This is a genomic window from Streptomyces carminius, assembly GCF_002794255.1.
GTDB lineage: Bacteria > Actinomycetota > Actinomycetes > Streptomycetales > Streptomycetaceae > Streptomyces > Streptomyces carminius.
The window spans coordinates 65,374-88,839 of record NZ_PGGW01000019.1 but is presented as its reverse complement, the minus strand read 5'-3'; the positions used below and the strand labels follow the sequence as shown (position 1 = coordinate 88,839).

The following is a 23,466-nucleotide window of genomic DNA, read 5'->3' as shown; positions in this document are numbered from 1 at the left end:
ATCCGGGCCCCCGGACTTCTGTCGGAACCGTTGACGGAGTCCGGGGGCCGACCTACGTTGCTTCCCACCACGAGTCGTACGTCATACGTCATATACGAGGCGCGATACAGCCCTGTGCGGAACTGTACGGACCCGTTCCGCCTCATATGGGGCCTGTGACGCACCTGACGTCCCCTGTGGCATTGGTGCCGGGTGCCGGCCAGTGCCAGCCGCCGGAACCGAGCCGGGAGCCGACCGTATGAGAGCGCCGCTGACCGGTGTCGTGCCGGTGCCCTTCCCCTCCAGGACGCAGTACGTGCTGGAACAGCTGACCCACGCCGTCCTCACCGGCCGACTCCCACCCGGGCAGCCCCTGGTGGAGGCCGAGCTCGCCGCGCGGTTCGGGGTGTCCAAGACCCCGGTCCGCGAGGCCCTGAAGACCCTCGCGGGCCGCGGACTGGTCGTGATGAGCGAGTACAAGGGCGCCACCGTGCGCACCGTGGACACCGCGATGGCCCGCTCCGTCTACGACGTGCGGCTGCTGCTGGAACCGGAGGCCCTGCGCCGTACCGTCACCGCGGGGGCCGGTCTGGCCGACGCCGGGGAGGCACTGGAGCGGGCGGACGCCGCCGCCGACCGGGCCGCCCGGTCGCTGGCCAACCGGGACTTCCACCGCGCCCTGTACCTGCCCTGCGGAAACCCGCTGCTGACCCGGATGCTCGACGACCTGCGCGACCAGGCGGCGCTGGTGTCCACCGTCGCCTGGGAGGCGGTGCCCTCCTGGGAGCGGGAGGCCGCCGAGCACCGGCGCATCCTCGCCCGTGCCCTGGACGGGGACGCGGACGGCGCTGCCCGGCTGCTGCACGAGCACATCGAGGGGTTCGTCCGCCGGGCGTTCCCCGCCGAGGAGAACGAGAAAGGCCAGGTGGGTCGGGCATGACGGACTTCTGCCGTCGGCGAGCCGCCCTCGCCGGCGTGGTGGCCATCACCGTCACCCCGTTCGACGGACGGGGCCGGCTGGACGAGGACGCCCACCGGACCCTGGTGCGCCGCCTGCTGGACGCCGGGATCGGTGCCCTCACCCCCAACGGCAACACCGGCGAGTTCCACTCCCTCACTCCCGGCGAGCGCCGCCTGGCGGTGGAACTGACCGTGGCGGAGGCCGCGGGGCAGGCCGAGGTGATCGTCGGCGTCGGCCACGACCCGGCCACGGCGGCCGAGAGCGCCCGGCGGGCGAGGGACGCCGGGGCGGAGATGGTGATGGTCCACCAGCCCGCCAACCCGTACGTCTCCCAGGAGGGCTGGGTGGACTACCACCGGGCCGTGGCCGAGGCGGTGCCCGACCTGGGCGTCGTGCCGTACCTGCGGACTCCCTTCGTCGGGGGCGCCGCGCTGGCCCGGCTCGGTGCGGAGTGCCCCAACGTCATCGGGGTCAAGTACGCCGTCCCGGACGCGGCCCGCTTCGCCGCCTTCGCCCGCGACGCGGGAGTGGACCGCTTCGTGTGGGTGGCCGGACTCGCCGAGCTGTACGCCCCCGCCTACTTCGCCTGCGGCGCCACCGGCTTCACCTCCGGCCTGGCCAACGTCGCCCCCCGGACCTCGCTGGAGATGCTCCGGGCGCTGCGCGCCGGGGACTTCCGGGCCGCGATGGAGGTCTGGGAGCGGGTCCGCGCCTTCGAGGACCTGCGCGCCGAGAAGCAGTCGGCCAACAACGTCTCCGTCGTCAAGGAGGCCCTGGCGCACCTCGGCCTGTGCCGCCGCGACGTCCGCCCGCCCGGCAGCACGCTGCCGGGGGAACTGCGCGCCGAGGTCGCCGCGATCGTCGAGGGGTGGGAGCGGACATGACGGACCGCCGGGAAACCCGCGGACCCCGGCCCCGCCGCGGGCCCGAGGAGCTCCGCAGCCACCGGTGGTACGGAACCGGCGGGCTGCGCTCCTTCAGCCACCGCGCCCGTACCCGTCAGCTCGGCTACCTCCCGGAGGAGCACCTGGGCAAGCCGGTGATCGCGATCCTCAACACCTGGTCCGACATCAACCCCTGCCACCAGCACCTGCGCGAGCGCGCCGAGGCGGTCAAACGCGGGGTGTGGCAGGCCGGCGGCTTCCCGCTGGAGTTCCCCGTCGCGACACTGTCGGAGACCTTCCAGAAGCCCACTCCCATGCTCTACCGCAACCTGCTGTCCCTGGAGACCGAGGAACTGCTGCGCTCCTACCCGGTGGACGGCGCGGTGCTGATGGGCGGCTGCGACAAGACCACCCCCGCCCTGCTGATGGGCGCGGCCAGCGCCGACCTGCCCGCCGTCCTCGTCCCCGCCGGGCCCATGCTGCGCGGCCACTGGCGCGGCGAGACCCTCGGTTCGGGCACCGACATGTGGAAGTACTGGGACGACTACCGCGCCGGGCTCATCGGCGACTGCGAGCTCGCCGAACTGGAGTGCGGCCTGGCCCGCTCGCCCGGCCACTGCATGACCATGGGCACCGCCTCCACCATGACCGGCGCCGCCGAGGCACTGGGGGTCACCATGCCCGGCGCCGCCGCCATCCCCGCCGTCGACTCCGGGCACTCCCGGATGGCCGCCGCGGCCGGGCGGCGGATCGTGGAGCTGGTGTGGGAGGGCCGCAGTCTCTCCACCGTCCTGACCCGCGAGGCGTACGAGGACGCGGTGACGACCGTGTGCGCGCTGGGCGGCTCCACCAACGCCGTCATCCACCTCATCGCCATGGCCGGACGCTCCGGGATCGGCCTCACCCTGGACGACTTCGACCGGATCGCCCGCACCACACCGGTGCTGGCCGATCTGCGGCCCGGCGGGAAGTACCTGATGGAGGACTTCCACCAGGCGGGCGGCATGCCCGGCTTCCTCTCCCGGCTGCGCGACCGCCTCCACCTGGACCGCCCCACCGTCGCCCACGACACGCTGCGCGAGCAGCTCGCCGGCGCACTCGTCCACGACGACGACGTCATCCGCACCGCGGACGACCCGCTGTCCGCCGAGGGCGGCATCGCCGTCCTGCGCGGCAACCTCGCCCCGGACGGCGCCGTCATCAAGCACCTCGCCGCCGAGCCGCACCTGCTGCGGCACACCGGTCCCGCGGTCGTCTTCGAGGACTACCGCGCCCTGCAGGCCGGCATCGACGACCCCGCGCTCGGCATCACCGCCGACAGTGTGCTGGTGCTGCGCGGCTCCGGCCCGCTGGGCGGTCCGGGGATGCCCGAGTACGGAATGCTGCCCATCCCCGGCCACCTGCTCAGACAGGGGGTGCGCGACATGGTCCGGCTCTCCGACGCCCGGATGAGCGGCACCAGTTACGGCGCCTGCGTCCTGCACATCGCGCCCGAGTCGTGGGTGGGCGGGCCGCTGGCCCTGGTGGAGAGCGGGGACCTGATCACCCTCGACGTCCCCGCCCGCACCCTGCGCCTGGAGGTCGACGACGCCGAACTGGAGCGCCGCCGCGCCGCCTGGCAGCCCCCGCCGGCCCGCTACGGACGCGGTTACGGGGCCCTGTACGAGGAGCACATCACCCAGGCCGACACCGGCTGCGACTTCGCCTTCCTCGCCCGGCCCGGCGAGGTGCCGGAACCCCACGCGGGCTGAGCCCGCGGCCGGGCGCCGTCCCCGGACGACCGCTCCCGCGGACTCTCCGGTCGCCGCCCCACCGTCCGAAACACCGGCCGGGGGCCGGCCGACATACCGAACAACGTTCGACGGTCATTCGACGACAGAACGGAGCACCGGCAATGGCCCTCACCGCCGTGCCGAAGAAGCGCGCCCCGGCAGGGAAGCCCGAGGCACCGGAAAGGCCGGGCGGACCGGGCAGGCGCGGCCTGCCGTATCTGCTGATCGCGCCCGCCGTGCTGCTGATGCTGGGCTTCATCGCCTACCCGATGCTCAGCGTCCTCTACTACAGCCTCCAGCACTACAACGTCACCAAGCCCTGGCGGAACGGCTTCGCCGGCGCGGACAACTTCCGGAAGATCCTCTTCGAGGACCCGCTGTTCTGGCAGACCCTCGTCTTCAGCGCCAAGTGGGTCCTCGTGGAGGTCGGCCTCCAACTGGTCTTCGGCCTGGCGCTGGCGCTGATCGTCAACCAGACGTTCGTCGGCCGCGGCATCGCCCGGGCCCTGGTCTTCTCGCCCTGGGCGGTCTCCGGGGTGCTCACCACCACCATCTGGATCCTGCTGTACAACCCCTCCACCGGGCTGAGCCGCTATCTGGCCGACGCCGGCGTCGGCGAGTACGGCACCTCGGTCCTCTCCGACACCGGCACCGTCTTCTGGGCCGCCGTCCTGGCCGAACTCTGGCGCGGCGTCCCGTTCTTCGCGATCCTCATCCTCGCCGACCTGCAGTCAGTCCCCAAGGACCTCTACGAGGCCGCCTCGGTGGACGGCGCGAGCCGCTTCCGGCGGTTCCGGCACATCACCCTGCCGCATCTGAAGGACGCGATCATCCTCTCCACACTGCTGCGCGCGGTGTGGGAGTTCAACAACGTCGACCTGCTCTACACCCTCACCGGCGGCGGGCCGGCGGGCGTGACCACCACGCTTCCGCTCTACGTCGCCAACACCGGGATCGACGGCCACGACTTCGGCTACGCCTCCGCGCTGACCACGGTGGCCTTCGTGATCCTCCTGTTCTGCTCGATCCTCTACCTGCGCCTGAGCAAGTTCGGAGGCGACGACAAGTGACCGCCGCACTCGCCCGGCAGGGCACCCGCGTCCCCGTCCCGGCCGACGGCGAGACCCCGCCCGCGGCCCGGCGGAGAACCCGGCGCCGCAGACCGGACGACGGACCGCCGCGCTGGCAGACCCTCCTCCCGCTGGGGCTCTACCTGCTGTTCACACTGATCCCCTTCTACTGGATGCTGCTGTTCGCCCTCCGCCCGGCGGGCTCCACCGCCCTGGTGCCCTGGCCGGTGACCGGCGAGCACTTCGAGAAGGTCTGGAACGACCGGAGCTTCGGCACCTACTTCCTCAACAGCACCCAGGTGGGCATCGCCTCGATGGTGATGACCATGGCGGTGGCGCTGGCCGGCGGTTACGCCCTGGCCCGTTTCCGGTTCCGGCTGAAGAGCGCCTTCATGCTGGCGCTGCTGTGCTCGCAGTTCATCCCGGGCGCGCTGATGCTCGTCCCGCTGTTCGAGACCTTCCGCAACCTTCAGCTCATCAACTCCATGTGGAGCGTGATCATCGCGGAGACGGTCTTCCAGCTCCCGCTGTCGATGATCCTCATCGGCGGCTTCATCAGGAACGTGCCCGAGTCGCTGGAGGAGGCCGCCTGGGTGGACGGCTGCTCCCGGCTGCGGGCCTTCGGGGCCATCGTGCTGCCGATGCTGCGGCCGGGGCTGATCGCGGTGGGCTCCTTCGCCTTCGTGCACAGCTGGAACCACTTCCTGTTCGCCCTGATGTTCCTCTCCTCGCAGGACAAGCAGACCATTCCGGTCGGCCTCAACACCCTCATCGGCTCCGACAGCGTGGACCTCGGCGCGCTCGCCGCGGGCGGGGTGGTCGCCGCCGTACCCGTGGTGATCATCTTCGCCTTCATCCAGAAGTGGCTGATCACCGGCTTCAGCGCGGGGGCGGTGAAGGGCTGATGAATGCCGCCTCCGCCGCCGCCTCCGCCGCCGGAGTGCCGCTGCCCGTCGTGCTGGCCGGAGCCCGCGGCCACGGCCGCCGGCACCTGGACAACATCCGCCGGCTCGCCGGGGAGGGCCTGGTCCGCCTGGCCGGGATCTGCGAGCCGGTCCCGCTCACCGGGCGGGAGCTGGACGGCCTCGGTCCCGTCGAGCAGTCCACCGACCTCGCCGGTCTGCTGGAGCGCACCGGCGCGCGCGTCGCCGTCGTCTGCACCCCGATCCACACCCATGTCGACCTGGCGCTGACCGCCGCCGAGCGGGGCGTCCACCTGCTGTTGGAGAAGCCGCCCGCCCCCTCGTACGCCGAGTTCGAGCGGCTGACCGAAGGGCTGGCGACGGCCGGGGTGGCCTGCCAGATCGGCTTCCAGTCCCTGGGCTCCCAGGCCGTCACCGCCGTCCGCGAACTGGTCGCCGACGGCGCGATCGGCCGGGTACGGGGCATCGGCGCCGCCGGCGCCTGGGCCCGCGACCTGGCCTACTGGCACCGGGCCGGCTGGGCCGGACGGCGCAGACTGGACGGCCGGGACGTGGTGGACGGTGTCCTCACCAATCCCCTCGCCCACGCCGTGGCCACCGCGCTGCGCATCGACGGCGGCGACCGCGCGGAGGACGTGGCAGGCGTCGAGCTGGAGCTGTACCGGGCCAACCCCATCGAGGCCGACGACACCTCCTGCGCCCGTCTCCGCACCGTGCACGGCGACGGCACCACGGGCGAGATCACCGCGGCCGTGACGCTGTGCGCGCGGCGGCCCGGCGAGCCGTACGTCGTCGTGCACGGCACCGAGGGCCGCGTCACCCTCTGGTACAAGGCGGACCGTGTCCGGCTGGAACGGCACGGCCACGCCCCCGAGACCACCGAGTACGCCCGCACCGACCTGCTGCGCAACCTCCTCGCCCACCTCGCCGACGGTACGGAGCTGCTGGTGCCGCCCGGGCGCACCGGCGCCTTCATGCGGCTGGTGGAGGCCGTCCGCACCGCCCCCGAGCCGCGTCCGCTGCCGCCGGAGGCCTGGTACACCGAACCCGGCCCGGACGGCGGCGGCTCCGCACGGCGGATCGTCGACGGCATCGACGAGCTGGTCGCCGCGGGGGCCGAGCGGCTGGGCCTCTACTCGGAGACGGCCCCGGAACTGGCCCGCTCCGGCGGCCCGTACGTGCCCTGGGCGGTGCCCGCGGCACCGGCGACCCTCGCGGCTCCCGGAGGAGAGACCGCAGAGACCGCAGAGACCGGAGAGACCGGAGAGGAGGCCGGGGCATGAGCGAGCCCCGCACCGTCCCCGCCGGAGCGGACGAGACCGTGGAACTGCACTGCCGCGGACGTGCCGTGGCCTGCTACGGGCACCGTCCGGACCTGCCCGGCCGGGAGTCCCCACGCCCCTGTCTGCACCCCGTGCGCACCCTGGGCGGCACGGTCGTCACCGAGCTGCGGCCCGCCGATCACGTCCACCACCTCGGGGTGAGCATCGCCGTCCCCGACGTCTCCGGCGTCAACTTCTGGGGCGGGCGCACCTTCGTCCGCGGCCGGGGCCCCACCGAACTGGACAACCACGGGCGGCAGCGCCATCTGCGGTGGCTGCGGCGCGGTACGGACGGCTTCGCCGAGGAGCTGGCCTGGGAACGCGGCGGGCGGCGGCTGCTGACCGAGCGCCGCACGGTCGCCGTCCGGGAGCTGGACGGGCGCTGCTGGGCGTTGGACCTCACCTGTGAACTCACCAACGTCCGCGGTGAGGAGCTGTCGGCGGGCAGCCCGGCCACCAACGGCCGCCCCGGTGCCGGCTACGGCGGCTTCTTCTGGCGCCCGCCGGCCGGCTCCCGCCCGCCCGAGGTGTTCACGGACCGTGCCGCGGGCGAGGCGGCGGTGCACGGGAGGCCGGCGCCCTGGCTGGCGATGACGGGCGAGGGCTGGACGCTGGTCTTCGCCGGGGCCACCGACGACACCCGCCGCGATCCGTGGTTCGTACGCGCGGCCGAGTACCCGGGGGTGGGCTCGGCGCTGGCCTGGGGGAACAGGCTGCCGTTGCCGCCCGGCCGGCCGGTTGTACGGCGGGTGGTCACCGCGGTCGCCGACGGGCGGCTGGACCGTACCGCCGCGGCCGGTGTCGCCGCCCGGCTCCGCGTCACCTGACCGCGTCACTGACCGCACCACCGGCCCGCCGAGCGGTCCACAGCGTGCACCCCCACCATCCTCACCGTCCATGCGGAAACGCACCCGGAGCCCCCGGGCAACCCGAGAAAAGAGTTGATGATGAACAGACACACCAGCCGCGGAACCCGTGCCCGGTCACTGCCGGCCCTGGGCATCGCCGCGGCCCTCGCCCTCACCGCCACCGCCTGCGGGGACTCCGGCACCGGGACGGGCGGCGAGGGGGACGGCAAGGGAAAGATCGTCTTCTGGGACAACAACGGCGGTGTGCGCACCGAGGTCTGGAAGAAGATCATCGCCGAGTTCGAGAAGAGGAATCCGGACATCGACGTCGAGTACGTCGGCATACCGATCGCCGATGTGCAGTCCAAGTACGACACCGCCATCCAGGGCGGCGGCGACAGCCTGCCGGATGTCGGCATGGTCGGCACCGCGTATCTGGCCGGCATGGTCGCCCAGGGTGCGCTGGACCCGGTCACCGACCGGATCGAGGACAGCCCGCTGAGGGGCAAGCTGGTCAGGGGCATGGTCGACAGCGTCCGGGCGGCCGGGGGCGAGGAGGAACTGTTCACCGTCCCGACCTCCGCCAACCAGGGCGTGCTGTGGTACCGCACCGGCCTGTTCGAGCAGGCCGGCCTGGCACCCCCCACCAGCTGGGGCAACTTCTACAAGGCGGCCGAGGAGTTGACCGACAGGGAGGAGAACCGCTTCGGCTTCACCATCCGCGGCGGCGCCGGCTCCGTCGCCCAGGCGCTGGAGATGATGTACGCCCAGTCCGGCATCGACAGCTTCTGGAAGGGCGGCAGAAGCACCGTCGACGACCCGGCCAACGTCACGGCCCTGGAGAAGTACGTCGCCCTCTACGGCAGGGCCACGCCCGAGGCCGACCTGAACAACGACTTCACCAAGATGGTCGCCACCTTCACCGGCGGCGAGGTCGGCATGCTCCAGCACAACCTGGGTTCCTACACCGACCTTGTGAAGGCGTTCGGTGAGGAGGGGATCGGCGGGCTGCCGATGCCGCCCGCCACCGAGGGCGGACCGCGCACCCTGGTCTCCAACCCGGTCGACGGCCTCGGGCTGTTCAGATCCAGCGAAAACAAGGCCGCGGCCTGGGAGTTCGTCGAGTTCGCCGCCTCGGCCGAGATGAACAGCCTCTGGAACGAGTCGGCCGGCTCGATCCCGGCCCACACCGACGCAGCGGACGACGAGTGGCTCACGGCGGCCGGGCCGACCAGGACGGCCATGGAGTCGCTGGACGACCCGGACACCAGGATCGTCCAGCTGCCCTACTACCTGCCGGACTGGAACAGCATCAGCAAGGCCGACACCGAACCCGCCTTCCAGAAGCTGCTGCTGGGTGAGATGAGCGCCGAGGAGTTCGCCGGCGACCTGGCGGAGCGCCTCGACGAGGCGCAGGCCGAGTGGAACGAGCAGAAGGGCTAGCGGTCCCGGTACCGCGCACCGCGCCCGGGGGCGCGCGGTGGGTCGCCTCCGGCCCACCCCGCCGCGCCCACCCGTGTGCCTCCTCCCACCGGCCCCCCACCGCCGGCATCCCCACCGCCGGCATCCCCACGGCCGGCATCCCCACCGATCGGTCACCGAAGGAGTCGCAGTGCAGAGAATGAAATGTCATGCCCGCGTCGTACTGGTGGCAGGGTGCGCCTCGCTCGCCCTGACGGCCCTCACCGCACCCGCCCAGGCCGCACCCGCCCAGGCCGCACCCGCCCAGGCCGCCCCCGGCCATGGCGGAGACCCGGCCCGCGCCGTTCTCTCCGAGAGTGACGGCTGGGCCTCGGCCGAGGGCGGCACCACCGGCGGCGCGGCGGCCGACACCGGTCGTGTCTTCACCGTCACCGACCGCGCCGGACTGACAGCCGCCCTGAACGGCGGCGACGACACCCCGAAGATCATCAGAATCAAGGGCACCATCCACGGCAACGCCGGCGACCGGGGCGACCCGCTCGGCTGCGAGGACTACCGGCGGGACGGCTACACCCTGGAGAAGTACCTCCGGGCGTACGACCCGGCCGTCTGGGGCGACGCCGAGCCGTCGGGCCCGCTGGAGGACGCCCGCGCCGCCTCGGCCGCCGAGCAGGGAAAGCGTGTCAAACTCACCGTCGGCTCCAACACCACCCTGATCGGAGTGGGCGAGGACGCCACCGTCCTCGGCCTCAGCCTTCAGATCCGGGGCGCGGAGAACGTCATCGTCCGCAACATCACCTTCGAGGACACCTACGACTGTTTCCCGCGGTGGGACCCCGCCGACGGCGACGGCGGCGCCTGGAACTCCGAGTACGACAACGTGGTCGTCCATGGCTCCCGCCATGTCTGGCTGGACCACAACACCTTCACCGACGGCCGCCGCCCCGACAGCGCCCAGCCACGTTACTTCGGGCAGCTCTTCCAGCAGCACGACGGCCTGCTCGACATCGTCCGCGGCGCCGACCTGGTGACGGTGAGCTGGAACGTCTTCGCCGACCACGACAAGACGATCCTGCTGGGCAACAGCGACGGTGCCGCCGCCGACGACCGCGGCAGGCTGCGCACCACCTTCCACCACAACCTCTTCGAGGATGTCAACGAGCGTGCCCCGCGGGTGCGCTTCGGCAAGGTGGACGTCTACAACAACCACTTCCGGCAGAACGAGGACACCCGGTACGGCTACACCTGGGGCATCGGCAAGGAGGCCGCGCTCGTCGCCGAGCACAACGCCTTCACCCTCCACGAGGACCTGACCCCGGCCCGCATCATCCACCAGTGGACCCCCGGCACCTCCATGACCGAGCGGAACAACTGGGTCAACGGCCGGTACGTGGATCTGCTGGCCGCCCACAACGCCGCCAACCCCGACCGGCTCCTCGGTGACGACGCGGGCTGGACACCGGGGCTGCGCATCCGCGTTCACCACCCGCTCGCGGTACCGCACCTGGTCGACCGGTACGCCGGCGCGGGGAAGCCGGGGTTGAGGAACGGAAAGGACCGCGGCTGAGCACCGGCCGCCACGGTGCCCCGGCCGGTCGGACGGCCCCTTGGGGGACCCCGGCCGGAGGATGTCACAGAACGCGGGCCGCGGTGCGTCCCTGAGGTGGAAGGAACCACCGTGCTCCAAGGAGGCAGATCATGGCCCGCATCTCCCTCGCTCCGCCCCGCACGCTCGCTCTGCGCATCGGCGAGTGGTACTCGCACCGCCGGTACGGCAAGGTCCTCGACCCGGGGAAGGCCCTCGCGCACAATCCGAGGGTGCTGATGGACTACGTCCGCCTGGAGCGGGGGGTCGGGCGATGGAGGACGCTCGACCCGGCTCTGAGGCATCTCGCCGTGATGGCGTCCGCGGCCCGCATCGGTTGCTCGTGGTGCCTGGACTTCGGCCACTGGGAGGCCCGGGAACTCCGGCTGCCGCTGGAGAGGATCCGGTACGTGCCCGTCTGGCGCGGGCACCGGGACCTCTTCACCGAGCTGGAGATCCAGGTCATGGAGTACGCCGAGGCGGTGACGGAGACCGAGCCCGCGGTCACCGACGAGATGGTCCGCGCGCTGGTCGGCCGGCTGGGAGAGAAGGCGTTCGTGGAACTGACGGCGATCGTCGCGGTGGAGAACCTGCGCTCGCGGGTCAACAGCGCCTTCGGGCTGACCGGCCAGGGCTTCTCGGACCGCTGTGAGGTGCCCCCGCTGCCGCCCGGCCGGACGCCGCAGGCGTCCCGGCCCTCGGACCGGCCGGAACCCGGCGCGGCGGAGCCACTCCCGTAGGCGGCGGAGGCGGCCGTGCGGCTCCTGGCCTTGGCCGCCTCCGCCGCCGTCCGGTCCGCGATTCCACCGTGGTGGTGGGACGGCCCCCGCGCCGGGGGCGGTACGGGCCGTGTGCGCGGTGGCGTGTGCGGCGACGGCGGTGGACACGACGGCGGTGGACACGGTGGCGGTGGTGGCTGTCATGACGCCACGCTCCCACCGCGCACCACCGCCCGGCGTCCCGCCCGGTGGGGAACTGTCTCCCCCGCACGGGGGAGACAGTTCCCCGGGCGGTTCCTACAGCCGCCGGGTGGCCAGGGTCAGCCGGTCCCGGGCGTGGAACAGGGCTTCCTTGATCGTCTGCTCGTGTGCGGGGGTCAGCCGCGCCACCGGCACCGAGCAGCTGATGGCGTCCCTCGCGGGAGTGCGGTAGGGGATGGCGATGCCGAAGCAGCGCAGCCCCAGGGTGTTCTCCTCGCGGTCCACGGCGTAGCCCTGCTCGCGGATCTGGTGCAGCTCCTCGATGAGCCGCTCGCGGTCGGTGAGGGTGTGCTCGGTGAGGGGCGCCAGGGTCTCGGGGAGCAGTGCGCGGACCTGGTCGTCGTCGTACGTCGCCAGCAGCGCCTTGCCCAGTGAGGTGGAGTGTGCGGGCAGCCGCCGTCCCACCCGGGTGAAGGGGCGCAGGTAGTGCTGGGACTGGCGGGTGGCGAGATAGACGACGTTGGTGCCGTCCAGCCGGGCGAGGTGGATGGTCTCGGCGGTGTCGTCGGAGAGCCGGTCCAGGGTGGGCCGGGCGGCGGCCACCACCTCGTCCCCGTCGATGTAGGAGGTGCCGACCAGCAGGGCGCGCACCCCGATGCCGTAGCGGGTGCCGGTGGCGTCCGTCTCGATCCAGCCCAGGTCCACCAGGGTGCGCAGCAGCATGTAGAGACTGGACTTGGGATAGCCGACGGCCTCCTGTACGGCGGCCAGGGTGTGCATGCCGGGCTGCCCGGCGAAGAACTCGAGGAGTTCCACCGTCCGCACCGCCGACTTGACCTGCCCGCCGCCCGCCTCCGGTTTCCGGACGGGGGAGTCCTCGCGCACTGACGGCATCGACCTTGACCCTTTCGCTCGACCGGCCATAGAGTCCCGGACAGGTATTCATGCCTCGGGACAGCGTTCAGCATATCGAACATGGTTCACGGGAGAACAGCCCGCGGTGCCCGGTGGCCGGGCGCGGTGCCTCCCGCAGTGTCCGTCGGCCGGTCGGCAGGAGGAGTTCAGCGGTGGCAGTACCAGTGTGGAGCGTCGACCCCAGGACCGGGAAGCAGCGCGACCAGGTCGCGGTCGAGGCCGCGACGGCCGATGTCGACGCGGCCGTGCGCGCCGCCCACGCCGCGCGTGCGGCGCTGGCCGACCGCACCGCCCGGATCGCCCTGCTGCGCGCGGCCGCGGAGGAGCTGGAGGCCGCCCGGGAGGAGATCGTGGCGACCGCGGACGCCGAGACCGCCCTCGGCCCGGTCCGGCTGAACGGCGAACTGGGCCGTACCACCTACCAGCTGTGCGCCTTCGCGGACGAGGTCTCCGACGGCGGATACCTGGATGTGATCATCGATCATGCCGACGCGTCGCTGACTCCGCCGCGGCCCGATCTGCGCCGCTACCGCATCCCGCTGGGCGTGGTGGCCGTCTACGCCGCGTCCAACTTCCCCCTGGCCTTCTCCGTGCCCGGCGGCGACACCGCCAGCGCGCTCGCGGCCGGCTGCCCGGTCGTGGTCAAGGCGCACCCGGACCACCCGGCCACCTCCGAGCTGTGCGCCGCCGCGCTGCGCCGGGCCGCTGCCCGCACCGGACTGCCCGAGGACGTCGTCCGCCTGGTGCACGGCTTCGACGCGGGGGTGGAGCTGGTGAGGCACCCGCTGGTCGCGGCGGCCGGGTTCACCGGTTCCATCCGCGGCGGACGGGCCCTGTTCGACGCCGCCGCGGCCCGCCCGGTACCCATCCCCTTCCACGGCGAGCTGGGCAGCCTCAACCCGGTCGTCGTCACCGAGGCGGCGGCCGCGGAGCGCGCCGAGGGCATCGGCGGCGGGCTGGCCGGCTCGATGACGATGGGCTGCGGGCAGTTCTGCACCAAGCCCGGCCTGGTTCTCGCCCCCGCGGGGGAGTCCGGCGACCGGCTGCTGGCGGTGCTGGCCGAGACTCTGGGCGAGGCGGCTCCGGGCCCGCTGCTGGACGCCCGGATGCGTGAGGCGTTCCTGGCCGGGGTGAGGGCCCGGACCGAGCTGGCGGACGTCGCCGCCCCGGTCCTGGCGGCCGAGGGAGAGGGGCAGGCGGTGGGAGCGGGCTTCCTCACCGTCCCGGCCGCCCGGCTCGCCGCCGGCGGTGCGCACGAGCTGCTGCTGGAGGAGTGCTTCGGGCCGGTCACCGTCGTCGCCCGCTACCGCGACACCGACGAGGCCGTCGCCGTCCTCGCGAAGCTGCCCGGCAATCTCACCGCCACCCTCCACCTCGGCGAGCGGGAGGCCGAGGGCGCCGGGGAGACCGGGGACGGCGGGGGGAGCGGGGACGGCACCGCCGCCCGGCTGCTCGCCGAGCTGACCGGGCTGGCCGGACGTGTTCTGGTCAACGGCTGGCCCACCGGGGTGGCCGTCGCCCCCGCCCAGCACCACGGCGGCCCCTACCCGGCCACCACCTCCACCTCCACCTCGGTCGGTGCCACGGCGATCGAGCGCTGGCTGCGCCCGGTCGCCTACCAGGACACCCCGCAGGCGCTGCTGCCGCCGGAACTGCACGACGACAACCCGCTGGGTCTGCCGCGCCGGGTGGACGGACGGCGCGAGAGCTGACCGGCCCCGCCGGGTGCCGCCCGTCCCGGGCACCGCTTGTGCCCGGGACGGCACCGGAGGAAGGCCGTGGCCTGCTGGTATAAGAGACTCTTTGGGCATTTCCAAGAAGATCGGGAATGGACAGCAGGGAGGTGGGGCGGGACAGTGGCGGCATGGAGACCTCGCTGCTGGACGGTGAGTTCGCACCGCGGACCACCTATCTGAACACCGCCTCGCACGGCCTGCTGCCCGCCCGCGCCGCCGACGCCCTGCGCGCGGCGGTCCAGGAGACGGTGGACGGCCGCGCCGACATGGTGCGCTGGTTCGAGCTGATCGAACGGGCGCGGGCCCGCTTCGCCCGGATCGCCGGTGTGGCGCCCGGGAGGGTGGCGCTCGGCTCGGCCGTCGCCCCCCAGGTGGCCCTGGTCGCGGGCGCGCTGCCGCCCGGCGCCGAGGTGCTGGTCGCGGACGGCGACTTCAGCTCCCTGGTCAACCCTTTCGCGGTGCGCGCCGACCTCAAGCTGCGCATCGCGCCCCTGACGGAGCTGCCGGACGCCGTCCGCCCCGGCACCGCCCTGGTCGCGGTCAGCGCCGCGCAGTCGGCGGACGGCCGGATCGCCGATCTCGCGGCCCTGGCCTCGGCGGCCCGGGAGCACGGGGCGCGCACCCTCGTCGACACCACCCAGGCCACCGGCTGGCTGCCGCTGGACCACGGGGACTTCGACTACACGGTGTGCGGCGCCTACAAGTGGCTGCTGACCCCGCGCGGCGTCTCCTTCCTCACCGTGCCCGAGGACGGGGGCGGCCTGGTGCCCGTCCAGGCCGGGTGGATCGCGGGGGAGAAGCCCTGGGACAGCTGCTACGGGCCGGTGGAGGAGCTCGCCGCATCCGCCCGCCGCTTCGACACCGGCCCGCCCTTCCTGCCGTATCTCGCCGCCGAGCGCTCCCTGTCCCTGATCGAGGAGCTCGGCCCGGAGGCGATCGGTGCCCACGACCGGGCGCTGGCCGGCCGCTTCCGCGCGGGCCTCGAGGAGTTGGGCCACCGGCCGGTGCCCGGCGACTCGGCGATTGTCGCGGTGCCCGGCCTGGACGGTGCCGCGGAGGCGCTGGAGGAGGCGGACGTGGCGGTGTCGGTGCGGGCGGGCAACCTGCGTGCCGCGTTCCACCTGTACAACACGGAGGCGGACGTGGACCGGCTGCTGGAGGTGCTGGGCCGGGGCTGAACACGTCGGTGCCGGCCGGCGGCGGGCGGGGGCGGCGTGTTCGGCCCCCGCTCCTTTGCCGGTACGGCCCCGCGGCCGGGCGGGGACGGCCCGGCCGCGGGGCGACGGCTCAGCGCACCGGGGTGAAGTCCCGCGCGCCGATGAACTCCGGACGGTGCACGGGCGCCGCGAACGGCTCCACCGCGGTGTTCTCCACGCTGTTGAAGACGATGAAGACATTGCTCCGCGGGTACGGGGTGATGTTGTCCCCGGAACCGTGCATGCAGTTGCAGTCGAACCAGGTCGCCGAACCGGGCTTGCCGGTGAACAGCCGGATGCCGTACTCGCTCGCGAGCTGTGTCAGCGCCTCGTCCGAGGGCGTGCCGGCGTCCTGCATCTGCAGCGACTTCTTGTAGTTGTCCTTCGGCGTGGCCCCCGCGCAGCCGAGGAACGTCTTGTGCGACCCCGGCATGATCATCAGGCCGCCATTGGTGGTGTAGTTCTCGGTCAGGGCGATCGAGACGGACACCGTCCGCATGTTGGGCAGACCGTCCTCGGCGTGCCAGGTCTCGAAGTCGGAGTGCCAGTAGAACCCGGAAGCGCCGAAGCCCGGCTTGACGTTGATCCGGCTCTGGTGGACGTACACGTCCGAGCCCAGGATCTGGCGCGCGCGGCCCACCACGCGCGGGTCCCGCACCAGGTCGGCGAAGACCTGGCTGATCTTGTGGACCTCGAAGACGGACCGGATCTCCTGCGACTTCGGCTCGACGATCGAGCGCTCGTCCGCACGGATCAGCGGATCCGAGATCAGCCGCTCCAGCTCTCCGGCGTAGATCCCCACCTCGTCGGGGGTGATGAGCTGGTCGATGGCCAGAAAACCGTCCCGCTCGTAAGCCTGGAGGTCGGAGGCCTCGATCGGCCCCGGCGCACCGGGCTCGGACCACACCACCGGGTCCTTGCGCGGAGTGATCACCTCGGTGGCTCCCCGCGTCGGGTACAGATCGGTGGTGCGCTCGGGTGCGGTGGTCATGGTGCTGCCTTCCTCTCCTCTCGTACGGTCCTGTGCACTACTGCGTTCGGCTGTCGGATTCCTCCCTCCAGCCTTCTTCTCGGCTCCCGGGCGGCCCGGCCGCGTCCTCGGCCGTGGCCCCCGGCTGGGTGCCGGCTCATCCGGTGCGGGCCTACCTCCGGGGAAGGTGTCTCCCCAGGTCAGTCCTCGTCCGGTTCGGTGAGCAGCGGGTAGACGCCGTTCTCGTCGTGGTCCTCGCGGCCGGTGACCGGCGGGTTGAAGACGCAGACGACACGGAAGTCGGTCTTGGGACGAAGTGTGTGCTTCTCGTGCCCGTCCAGCAAGTACATCGTCCCGGGGGAGATCCAGTGCTTCTCACCGGTCTCGTCGTTGGTGAGCTCGGCCTCACCCTCCACGCAGAGGACGGCCTCCACATGGTTGGCGTACCACATCGAGGTCTCCGTACCCGCGTAGAGCACGGTCTCGTGCAGTGAGAACCCCACCCGCTCCTTCGCCAGGATCAGGCGCTTGCTGCGCCAGGTGCCGGAGGCCGACCTGACGTCGCGGTCGGTGTCCTCGATTTCCTGCAGGGATCGGACGATCACGGTGTTTCCGGTGCCTCTCTGTCGGGTGGCCCGCCCCGGGGAACCGGGAGCGGGCCATTCGGGTGGTGCGTGCGGCCGCCGGGCGGTCTCCCGGGGAACGGGACACCGCGCGGCGCCGTGCTACGCGGTCTCGCGGACCGCGCGGGCCAGGATGCTCAGGCCCTCGTCCAGCTCCTCGGGGGAGACGGTCAGTGCCGGGAGCAGCTTGACCACCTCGCTCTCCGGGCCGGAGGTCTCGATCAGCAGGCCGAGCTCGAAGGCGCGGGAGGCGATGGCGCTCGCCCGGGCATGGTCGTTGAGCTCCATGCCCCACACCAGGCCGCGGCCGCGGACGTCGGCCACCTCGGTGGGGTGCTCGGCGGCGATGGCGCGCAGGGCGGCCTCGACCTGCTCGCCCCGGGCCAGGGTCTGCTTCTCCATCTGGCCGTCGGTCCAGTAGGCGTTCAGCGCCGCGGCGGCGGTGACGAAGGCCGGGTTGTTGCCGCGGAAGGTGCCGTTGTGCTCACCCGGCTCCCACACGTCCAGCTCGGGCCGGAACAGGGTCAGCGCCATGGGCAGGCCGTAGCCGCTGATGGACTTGGAGACCGTGATGATGTCCGGGACGATGCCCGCCTCCTCGAAGGAGAAGAAGGCACCGGTGCGGCCACAGCCCATCTGGATGTCGTCGACGATCAGCAGCATGTCCTGGCGCTTGCACAGCTCGGCCAGGGCGCGCAGCCACTCGACGCGGGCGACGTTGATGCCGCCCTCGCCCTGGACGGTCTCCACGATCACCGCGGCCGGCCGGTTCAGGCCGGAGCCGGAGTCCTGCAGCAGGCGCTCGAACCACAGGAAGTCCTCGACCTGGCCGTCGAGGTAGTTGTCGAACGGCATCGGGGTGCCGTGGACCAGGGGGATTCCGGCGCCGGCGCGCTTGAAGGCGTTGCCGGTGACGGCCAGCGCGCCCAGCGACATGCCGTGGAAGGCGTTGGTGAAGGACACGATCGACTCGCGGCCCTTGACCTTGCGGGCGAGCTTCAGGGCGGCCTCGACGGCGTTGGTGCCGGTGGGGCCGGGGAACATCACCTTGTGGTCCAGCTCGCGCGGCCGCAGGACGGTCTTCTGGAAGGTCTCCAGGAAGGCGCGCTTGGCGGTGGTGGACATGTCCAGACCGTGGGTGACGCCGTCGCGCTCGAGGTAGTCGATCAGGGCGCGTTTGAGGATCGGGTTGTTGTGGCCGTAGTTCAGGGACCCCGCCCCGGCGAAGAAGTCGAGGTAGGTGTGGCCGTCCTCGTCGTACATGCGGCTGCCCTGCGCCCGGTCGAAGACGGTGGGCCAGCCACGGCAGTAGCTGCGCACCTCCGATTCCAGGGTCTGGAAGATGCTCAGGTCGGGCTGGGTGATGGTCACAGCGAATCTCCTGGGAGATGGTTAGCGGGAGGAGCGTGGGTGGGGGGTGTGCCGCCGGGCGGACCGTGTGCGGCGGTCAGCGGCCGGCGGCGGCCGTTGCCGCCGAGGGAAGGGGACCGATCCGGTACAGCACCTCGGGCTCGTGTCCGTCCTCGGGGAACAGCACGTCGTCGAAGAGCACCTCGCGGCGCACCGGGGCGCCGTGGCGCCGGGCGTAGGAGGTGAACAGCCGGTTGGAGGCGGTGTTGTCAGGGGTGATGGTGGTCTCGATCCCGGTGATGCCGAGCTCCCCGGCGACCCGGGCGGTCAGCCCGTCCAGCATTGCCGCGGCGAGGCCGCGTCCGCGCTGCCCCTGGTCGACGGCGACCTGCCAGACGACCAGGATCCGCGGGCGCTGCGGGCGGATGTAGCCGGTGATGAACCCGACCGGCTCGCCGGCGCCGTCGCGTGCCACCACGGAGGTGGCCGCGAAGTCGCGGCACCACAGGAGGTAGCTGTAGGAGGAATTGAGATCGAGTGTCCGGGAGTCGCGGGCGAGCCGCCAGATCGCGGCTCCGTCCTCCACCCGGGGTACGTCGAGTCGCAGTCCCTCCGGCATTTCGATGGTTCTTTCGGGGGCACTTGCACGGTCTGCTTGTGCGGCGGTCATGCAAATCAAATTTACCCAGTGGGAGGTCAAATCACATCGCTGGGAGGGGTTACGCCGGGAAGTTCTTTGTGGTAACACGCGCGAGCGCGCACGCGCGTAAAGGGCTGGTGTTACGTACCCTTTGTCCGGTATTTTTCGGGCAAAGTGAAGGTGATGTGGAGTCCGTCACAGATCCATAACAAGCTCGAAGCCTGTCCGAAATACGAGGTTCGCCGATATCGAATCTTTGTGTTTAGGACACTCGGGGCGGGGTATGTAGGATATGGGTTTCTATTATTTTCGACCCCTGAAAATTCGCTCCGATTTCACGGTTCGAATCATATCCGTGTCACTCCGTGACGCTGCCGCCGACGTTTTCCCGGCCCTCCCGGCGGAATCCGCCGCGGGCCGCCACCGGCCCCAGCGGCCCCTTCCCGGAGATCGTGTAGCCGTCCCGCCCCATGTCCCGCCGGCCCTCGGAGTGGTGGTACTGACCGGCGAACCGGTACTCGCCCGGCGGCACCTCGCGGCCCTCCCGCAGCTCCCAGCGGTACACCAGCGCCCCGCCCTCCTCCCGGGCGGCCACCCGGAAGTCGTCGGCCGGCAGGGAACACCACTGGCCCGTGTGCCACACCTCCCCGGCCGGTACCACGCGCAGCTCCACGGTCAGCGAGGTCAGCGGTCCGGCGCTGCGCAGGACGATGTCGTTCTGCGACCAGTGCGCGTTGCTGCCGTGGCCCAGTACGCCGCGGGCGCTCAGCCCGCCGTCCCGCCGTCCCGCCGACTCCGTGATGCCGGCGGGGCCGGCGGAGGAAGCACCACCCGCGTCCGGTGCCGCCCCGGCCGGGACCCGGGCCGTCCACGGGGCTCCGCCGGGCCCGGCCGCCCAGCCGGCCGCCAGGGCCCCGGCGGCGAGCGCGGCCACCAGACCGACGGCGGCCCCGGCCACCCGGAGCGGACCACCGGGCGGCCGGGCCCGGGCGTCCGGGCCCAGGAGGGAGCCGGCCTCCGTCCGCTCGCCGTGCCCGGCGGTGTCCGCGGCACGCCCGGCCACCCGGGACCACATCCGGTCCCGGTCCGGCCGGTGTTCCGCGGCGGCCGCCTTCAGACGCGCGGTGACCCGCTCCGGGCGGCCGCGGCCGGTCACCAACTGCTCCGTTCCGCCGGCCCGGCGCGCAGCACCCGCACCGTCCGGTACGCGTTCTGGTACGCGGCCTCGGGACCGGGGCGGGACGGGGCCAGCATGCGCTCCAGTTCGGCGATGCCGCGCGAGGTCTGGCTCTTCACGGTGCCGACCGAGACGCCCAGCGCGCGGGCGGTCTCCTTCTCCGACAGGTCGAAGGCGTGACGCAGCACGACGCAGGCCCGCTTCCGCAGCGGAAGCCGGGCGAGTGCCTGGCGCACGTCCAGCACCGCGGGTACGTCCGGGTCGTTGATCCGGTCCGGCCGGTGCGACCAGAACAGGGCGACCCGGCGGTGCTCGCGCTGCTGACTGCGGGCCCGGGTACGGGCCATGGCGGCGACCACGCCGCGGGCGTAGGCGACGGGCTCCCCGTCGGCACAGGCCCGGTCCCAGCGGCGCCACACCGCGACCAGTGCGTCGGCCGCGAGGTCGTCGGCTCCCTCGGCGTCTCCCAGCAGGAGATACGCGAAGCGGGACAGATCGGAGTAGTGGTGGTCGAAGAAGGCGTGGAACTCTTCGGTGGGGGCGTCCACGCGGCCTCCTCAGGCTCGATGGATCCAGCGCTGTCGTACCACGACCCCCTGTGGCTGGGTGAGCGTAACAGGCGGCTCGTACAGTGCGGCATATGAGCGAACGCGGAAATCTGCACATCAGGGGGCGGGTACCGACCGGGCCGGATCCGGACGCGGACATCCGGGACGAGCTGTGGGTCGTGGACGGCCGGATCACCTTCGAAAGGCCCCGGGGACCGCTGGAGACCACCACCGTCGAGGGCTGGGTGCTGCCCGGTCTGGTGGACGCCCACTGCCACGTCGGACTCGACGCCCACGGCGCCGTCGACGAGGCCACCAGCGAGAAGCAGGCGCTCACCGACCGCGACGCCGGAGCGCTGCTCATCCGGGACGCCGGTTCGCCCGCCGACACCCGCTGGATCGACGACCGCGAGGACCTGCCGCGCATCATCCGCGCGGGCCGTCACATCGCCCGCACCCGGCGCTACATCCGCAACTACGCGCACGAGATCGAGCCCGGCGACCTGGTGGCCTACGTGCGGCGCGAGGCCCGGCGCGGCGACGGCTGGGTCAAGCTCGTCGGCGACTGGATAGACCGGGAGCGGGGCGACCTGGCCCCCTGCTGGCCCCGGGCCGAGGTGGCGGCCGCCATCGCCGCCGCCCACGAGGAGGGGGCGCGGGTCACCGCCCACTGCTTCGCCGAGGACTCGCTGCGCGATCTGGTGGAGGCCGGGATCGACTGCGTCGAGCACGCCACCGGGCTGACCGGGGAGACGATCCCGCTCTTCGCCGAGCGCGGTGTGGCCATCGTCCCCACCCTGGTCAACATCGCGACCTTCCCCCGGCTCGCGGCCGGGGGCGAGGCGAAGTTCCCGCGCTGGGCCGACCATCTGCGGCGGCTCCACGAACGCCGCTACGACACCGTGCGTGCGGCGTACGACGCGGGCATCCCGGTCTTCGCGGGCACCGACGCGGGCGGTTCCCTGGCCCACGGACTGGTGGCCGGGGAGGTCGCCGAACTGGTGGCGGCCGGTATCCCGGCGCCGGCCGCCGTGTCGGCGGCCACCTGGGCGGCCCGCGCCTGGCTGGGGAGGCCCGGGCTGGAGGAGGGCGCTCCGGCCGACCTGGTGGTGTACGGGGAGGACCCGCGGGCCGACGTACGGGTGCTGGCAGCACCGCGCCGGGTGGTGCTCCGGGGGCGTGTGGTGCGTTAGGCGGCCACGGCACACGAGGGTTACTGCGAGATCTAAACGTGACGTTCGTTACTCGTAAGAGTGAAATAGCTGCTTGTTACTGGACCGTCGCTGTCCGCTACCCCAAGTATGGCGGAGTCTCAGGTCACCGGCGCGAGTGATGTCCCCATTGGCGTGCCGGTGACGCCATGTCATGTGTGGGGGTTTCATCTGTGAACAAGACCATGTACGGCCTGCTCGCGGCTGCCACGCTGGTGGGGGTGAGTGCGGTTCCCGCGCACGCCACCGGTGAGCAGGGCACCGCCACGGCGGCCGTGCTGCGGGCCGACCTGGACGTCTCTCTGCTCGGCGGCGGCGCCACGGTGCCGCTGAAGGCCGAACTCAACGCGGTCCAGGCGCCCGGGAACACCAGCGAGCGCCTGTTGAAGGCCCAGGTGGACGGCGTGAACGGAGGCAAGCCGTTCGCCATGCTGACCGCCGATGTCGCCACCTCGAAGGCGACGGCGGACGAGAAGAAGGCCGCGGGGCGTGCCGAGTTGGCCAACGCCAGGGTCCACCTGCCCGGGCTGACCAAGAAGAAGCCGCTGCTCCACGCCGAGGCCGAGGTGATCACCGCCAAGGCGGTGTGCGAGGCCGGAGCCGAGCCGTCCGCGAAGGCCGGGATCCCGGGCACCGTCAAGGTGCTCGGCAAGAAGGTCCGGCTCCAGGCGGAAGGCACGACCACGGTCGAGGTGAAGGACATCGGCAAGGTCGAGCTGCGGCTGGCCGAGACCCGGACCACGTCCGGCACGGCCGCGGCCACCGCACTCGCGCTGGACGTGGTGGTGACCCCGAAGAACAAGCTGGCCGGTGTGGCCGAGTACCGGGGCAAGGTGACCCTGGTCGAGGCCGCCTGCACCACGCCCGGTGGCGGCGGTGACAACGGCGGTCAGACCGGCGGGTCCACCGGCACCACCGGCGGCGGTGACAGCAGCGGCACCACGGGCGGCGGGACCGGCTCCGACGGTGGTTCCACCGGCGGCGGCGAGACCGGCGGCTCGGAGGGCACCACCAGCGGCACCACCGGTGGCGAGACCGCCGGTGCCACCGGTTCCGCCGGTTCCGAGGGCGGCTCCGAGGGTTCCTCCGCCGGTTCCGCCGGGTCCGAGAGCGGTGGCGAGGGCAACAAGCCGGAGCCGCAGACCGGTTCGGAGCAGGACAAGGACAAGCTCGACGGCAACCTCGCCGAGACCGGCGGCAGCTCCGCCACCCCGTACCTCGCGGGTGGCGCCCTGCTGCTCGTCGCGGCCGGCGGCGCGCTCGTCCTGGCGCGGCGCCGCCGCGGTGGGGCGTGACGGACGGGGCGTGACGGACGAGGAGTCCGGCACGGCACCGGCCGCCGCGCGGGCCTCGCTCCGGATGAGCGGACGAGGGCGGCGCGGCGGTGACGGGAAGCGGGAGTGAGAGGGCGGCG

21 protein-coding genes are annotated in these 23,466 nt (G+C 72.5%); 14 read left to right on the top strand and 7 right to left on the bottom strand.

The window, feature by feature from the left end:
• The first annotated feature begins 238 nt into the window (after positions 1-238).
• The 10 genes from CUT44_RS06745 to CUT44_RS06700 all read left to right on the top strand — a co-directional run bounded on the left by CUT44_RS06745 (position 239) and on the right by CUT44_RS06700 (position 11,506).
• Complete coding sequence (locus CUT44_RS06745; RefSeq protein WP_100201240.1) at positions 239-919, top strand: GntR family transcriptional regulator; 681 nt, start codon at positions 239-241, stop codon at positions 917-919.
• Positions 916-1,824, top strand: coding sequence for a dihydrodipicolinate synthase family protein (locus CUT44_RS06740; RefSeq protein WP_100201239.1), 909 nt, complete (start codon positions 916-918; stop codon positions 1,822-1,824). Before CUT44_RS06745 ends, CUT44_RS06740 begins: the two co-directional genes overlap by 4 nt.
• Positions 1,821-3,575: an L-arabinonate dehydratase gene (araD, locus tag CUT44_RS06735; RefSeq protein ID WP_100201428.1), complete on the top strand. Its 1,755-nt coding sequence runs from the start codon at positions 1,821-1,823 to the stop codon at positions 3,573-3,575. The genes CUT44_RS06740 and araD overlap by 4 nt, the downstream gene beginning before the upstream one ends.
• A gap of 143 nt (positions 3,576-3,718) precedes the next feature.
• The gene (locus CUT44_RS06730; RefSeq protein ID WP_100201238.1) at positions 3,719-4,666 is read left to right on the top strand and encodes a carbohydrate ABC transporter permease; all 948 of its coding nucleotides are present in this window, start codon (positions 3,719-3,721) and stop codon (positions 4,664-4,666) included.
• The gene (locus CUT44_RS06725) at positions 4,663-5,571 is read left to right on the top strand and encodes a carbohydrate ABC transporter permease (protein WP_100201237.1); all 909 of its coding nucleotides are present in this window, start codon (positions 4,663-4,665) and stop codon (positions 5,569-5,571) included. The genes CUT44_RS06730 and CUT44_RS06725 overlap by 4 nt, the downstream gene beginning before the upstream one ends.
• Entirely contained in the window at positions 5,571-6,872 is a 1,302-nt protein-coding gene (locus tag CUT44_RS06720) for a Gfo/Idh/MocA family protein (protein WP_100201236.1), read from the top strand. The genes CUT44_RS06725 and CUT44_RS06720 overlap by 1 nt, the downstream gene beginning before the upstream one ends.
• Positions 6,869-7,738 (top strand): DUF6807 domain-containing protein, encoded by an 870-nt coding sequence (locus CUT44_RS06715; protein ID WP_100201235.1) that lies wholly within the window; start codon positions 6,869-6,871, stop codon positions 7,736-7,738. The genes CUT44_RS06720 and CUT44_RS06715 overlap by 4 nt, the downstream gene beginning before the upstream one ends.
• 120 nt (positions 7,739-7,858) lie before the next feature.
• Entirely contained in the window at positions 7,859-9,202 is a 1,344-nt protein-coding gene (locus CUT44_RS06710; RefSeq protein ID WP_100201427.1) for an ABC transporter substrate-binding protein, read from the top strand.
• Positions 9,203-9,380: 178 nt separating this feature from the next.
• Positions 9,381-10,748 carry a pectate lyase family protein gene (locus tag CUT44_RS06705; protein ID WP_100201234.1) on the top strand — a complete coding sequence of 456 codons (1,368 nt, stop codon included), beginning with the start codon at positions 9,381-9,383 and terminating at the stop codon, positions 10,746-10,748.
• Positions 10,749-10,879: 131 nt separating this feature from the next.
• Positions 10,880-11,506 (top strand): carboxymuconolactone decarboxylase family protein, encoded by a 627-nt coding sequence (locus CUT44_RS06700; RefSeq protein ID WP_107488047.1) that lies wholly within the window; start codon positions 10,880-10,882, stop codon positions 11,504-11,506.
• A 276-nt stretch (positions 11,507-11,782) separates the two neighbouring features.
• Here CUT44_RS06700 and CUT44_RS06695 read toward each other — a convergent pair whose 3' ends face one another.
• Positions 11,783-12,580 (bottom strand): IclR family transcriptional regulator, encoded by a 798-nt coding sequence (locus tag CUT44_RS06695; protein WP_100201233.1) that lies wholly within the window; start codon positions 12,578-12,580, stop codon positions 11,783-11,785.
• A gap of 173 nt (positions 12,581-12,753) precedes the next feature.
• On the opposite strand from CUT44_RS06695, the gene CUT44_RS06690 reads away from it, so the two are divergent.
• Positions 12,754-14,313, top strand: coding sequence for an aldehyde dehydrogenase (NADP(+)) (locus CUT44_RS06690; protein ID WP_233221277.1), 1,560 nt, complete (start codon positions 12,754-12,756; stop codon positions 14,311-14,313).
• 116 nt (positions 14,314-14,429) lie between these two features.
• The gene (locus CUT44_RS06685) at positions 14,430-15,515 is read left to right on the top strand and encodes an aminotransferase class V-fold PLP-dependent enzyme (protein ID WP_233221276.1); all 1,086 of its coding nucleotides are present in this window, start codon (positions 14,430-14,432) and stop codon (positions 15,513-15,515) included.
• A gap of 109 nt (positions 15,516-15,624) precedes the next feature.
• Here CUT44_RS06685 and thpD read toward each other — a convergent pair whose 3' ends face one another.
• The 6 genes from thpD to CUT44_RS06655 all read right to left on the bottom strand — a co-directional run bounded on the left by thpD (position 15,625) and on the right by CUT44_RS06655 (position 20,841).
• On the bottom strand, positions 15,625-16,524 hold the full coding sequence (thpD, locus tag CUT44_RS06680; RefSeq protein WP_100201230.1) for an ectoine hydroxylase: 900 nt from the start codon (positions 16,522-16,524) through the stop codon (positions 15,625-15,627).
• 179 nt (positions 16,525-16,703) lie between these two features.
• On the bottom strand, positions 16,704-17,108 hold the full coding sequence (locus CUT44_RS06675; RefSeq protein WP_100201229.1) for an ectoine synthase: 405 nt from the start codon (positions 17,106-17,108) through the stop codon (positions 16,704-16,706).
• A 120-nt stretch (positions 17,109-17,228) separates the two neighbouring features.
• A complete protein-coding gene (gene ectB, locus CUT44_RS06670; protein ID WP_100201228.1) occupies positions 17,229-18,497 on the bottom strand; it encodes a diaminobutyrate--2-oxoglutarate transaminase in 1,269 nt (422 codons plus the stop codon).
• A 76-nt stretch (positions 18,498-18,573) separates the two neighbouring features.
• Entirely contained in the window at positions 18,574-19,095 is a 522-nt protein-coding gene (gene ectA, locus CUT44_RS06665) for a diaminobutyrate acetyltransferase (protein WP_100201227.1), read from the bottom strand.
• A gap of 379 nt (positions 19,096-19,474) precedes the next feature.
• The gene (locus CUT44_RS06660; RefSeq protein ID WP_233221275.1) at positions 19,475-20,272 is read right to left on the bottom strand and encodes a hypothetical protein; all 798 of its coding nucleotides are present in this window, start codon (positions 20,270-20,272) and stop codon (positions 19,475-19,477) included.
• On the bottom strand, positions 20,269-20,841 hold the full coding sequence (locus CUT44_RS06655) for a SigE family RNA polymerase sigma factor (RefSeq protein ID WP_100201226.1): 573 nt from the start codon (positions 20,839-20,841) through the stop codon (positions 20,269-20,271). The genes CUT44_RS06660 and CUT44_RS06655 overlap by 4 nt, the downstream gene beginning before the upstream one ends.
• 92 nt (positions 20,842-20,933) lie before the next feature.
• On the opposite strand from CUT44_RS06655, the gene CUT44_RS06650 reads away from it, so the two are divergent.
• Positions 20,934-22,034, top strand: coding sequence for an amidohydrolase family protein (locus CUT44_RS06650; RefSeq protein ID WP_100201225.1), 1,101 nt, complete (start codon positions 20,934-20,936; stop codon positions 22,032-22,034).
• A 191-nt stretch (positions 22,035-22,225) separates the two neighbouring features.
• On the top strand, positions 22,226-23,347 hold the full coding sequence (locus CUT44_RS06645; protein WP_233221274.1) for an SCO1860 family LAETG-anchored protein: 1,122 nt from the start codon (positions 22,226-22,228) through the stop codon (positions 23,345-23,347).
• Positions 23,348-23,466: the final 119 nt, after the last annotated feature.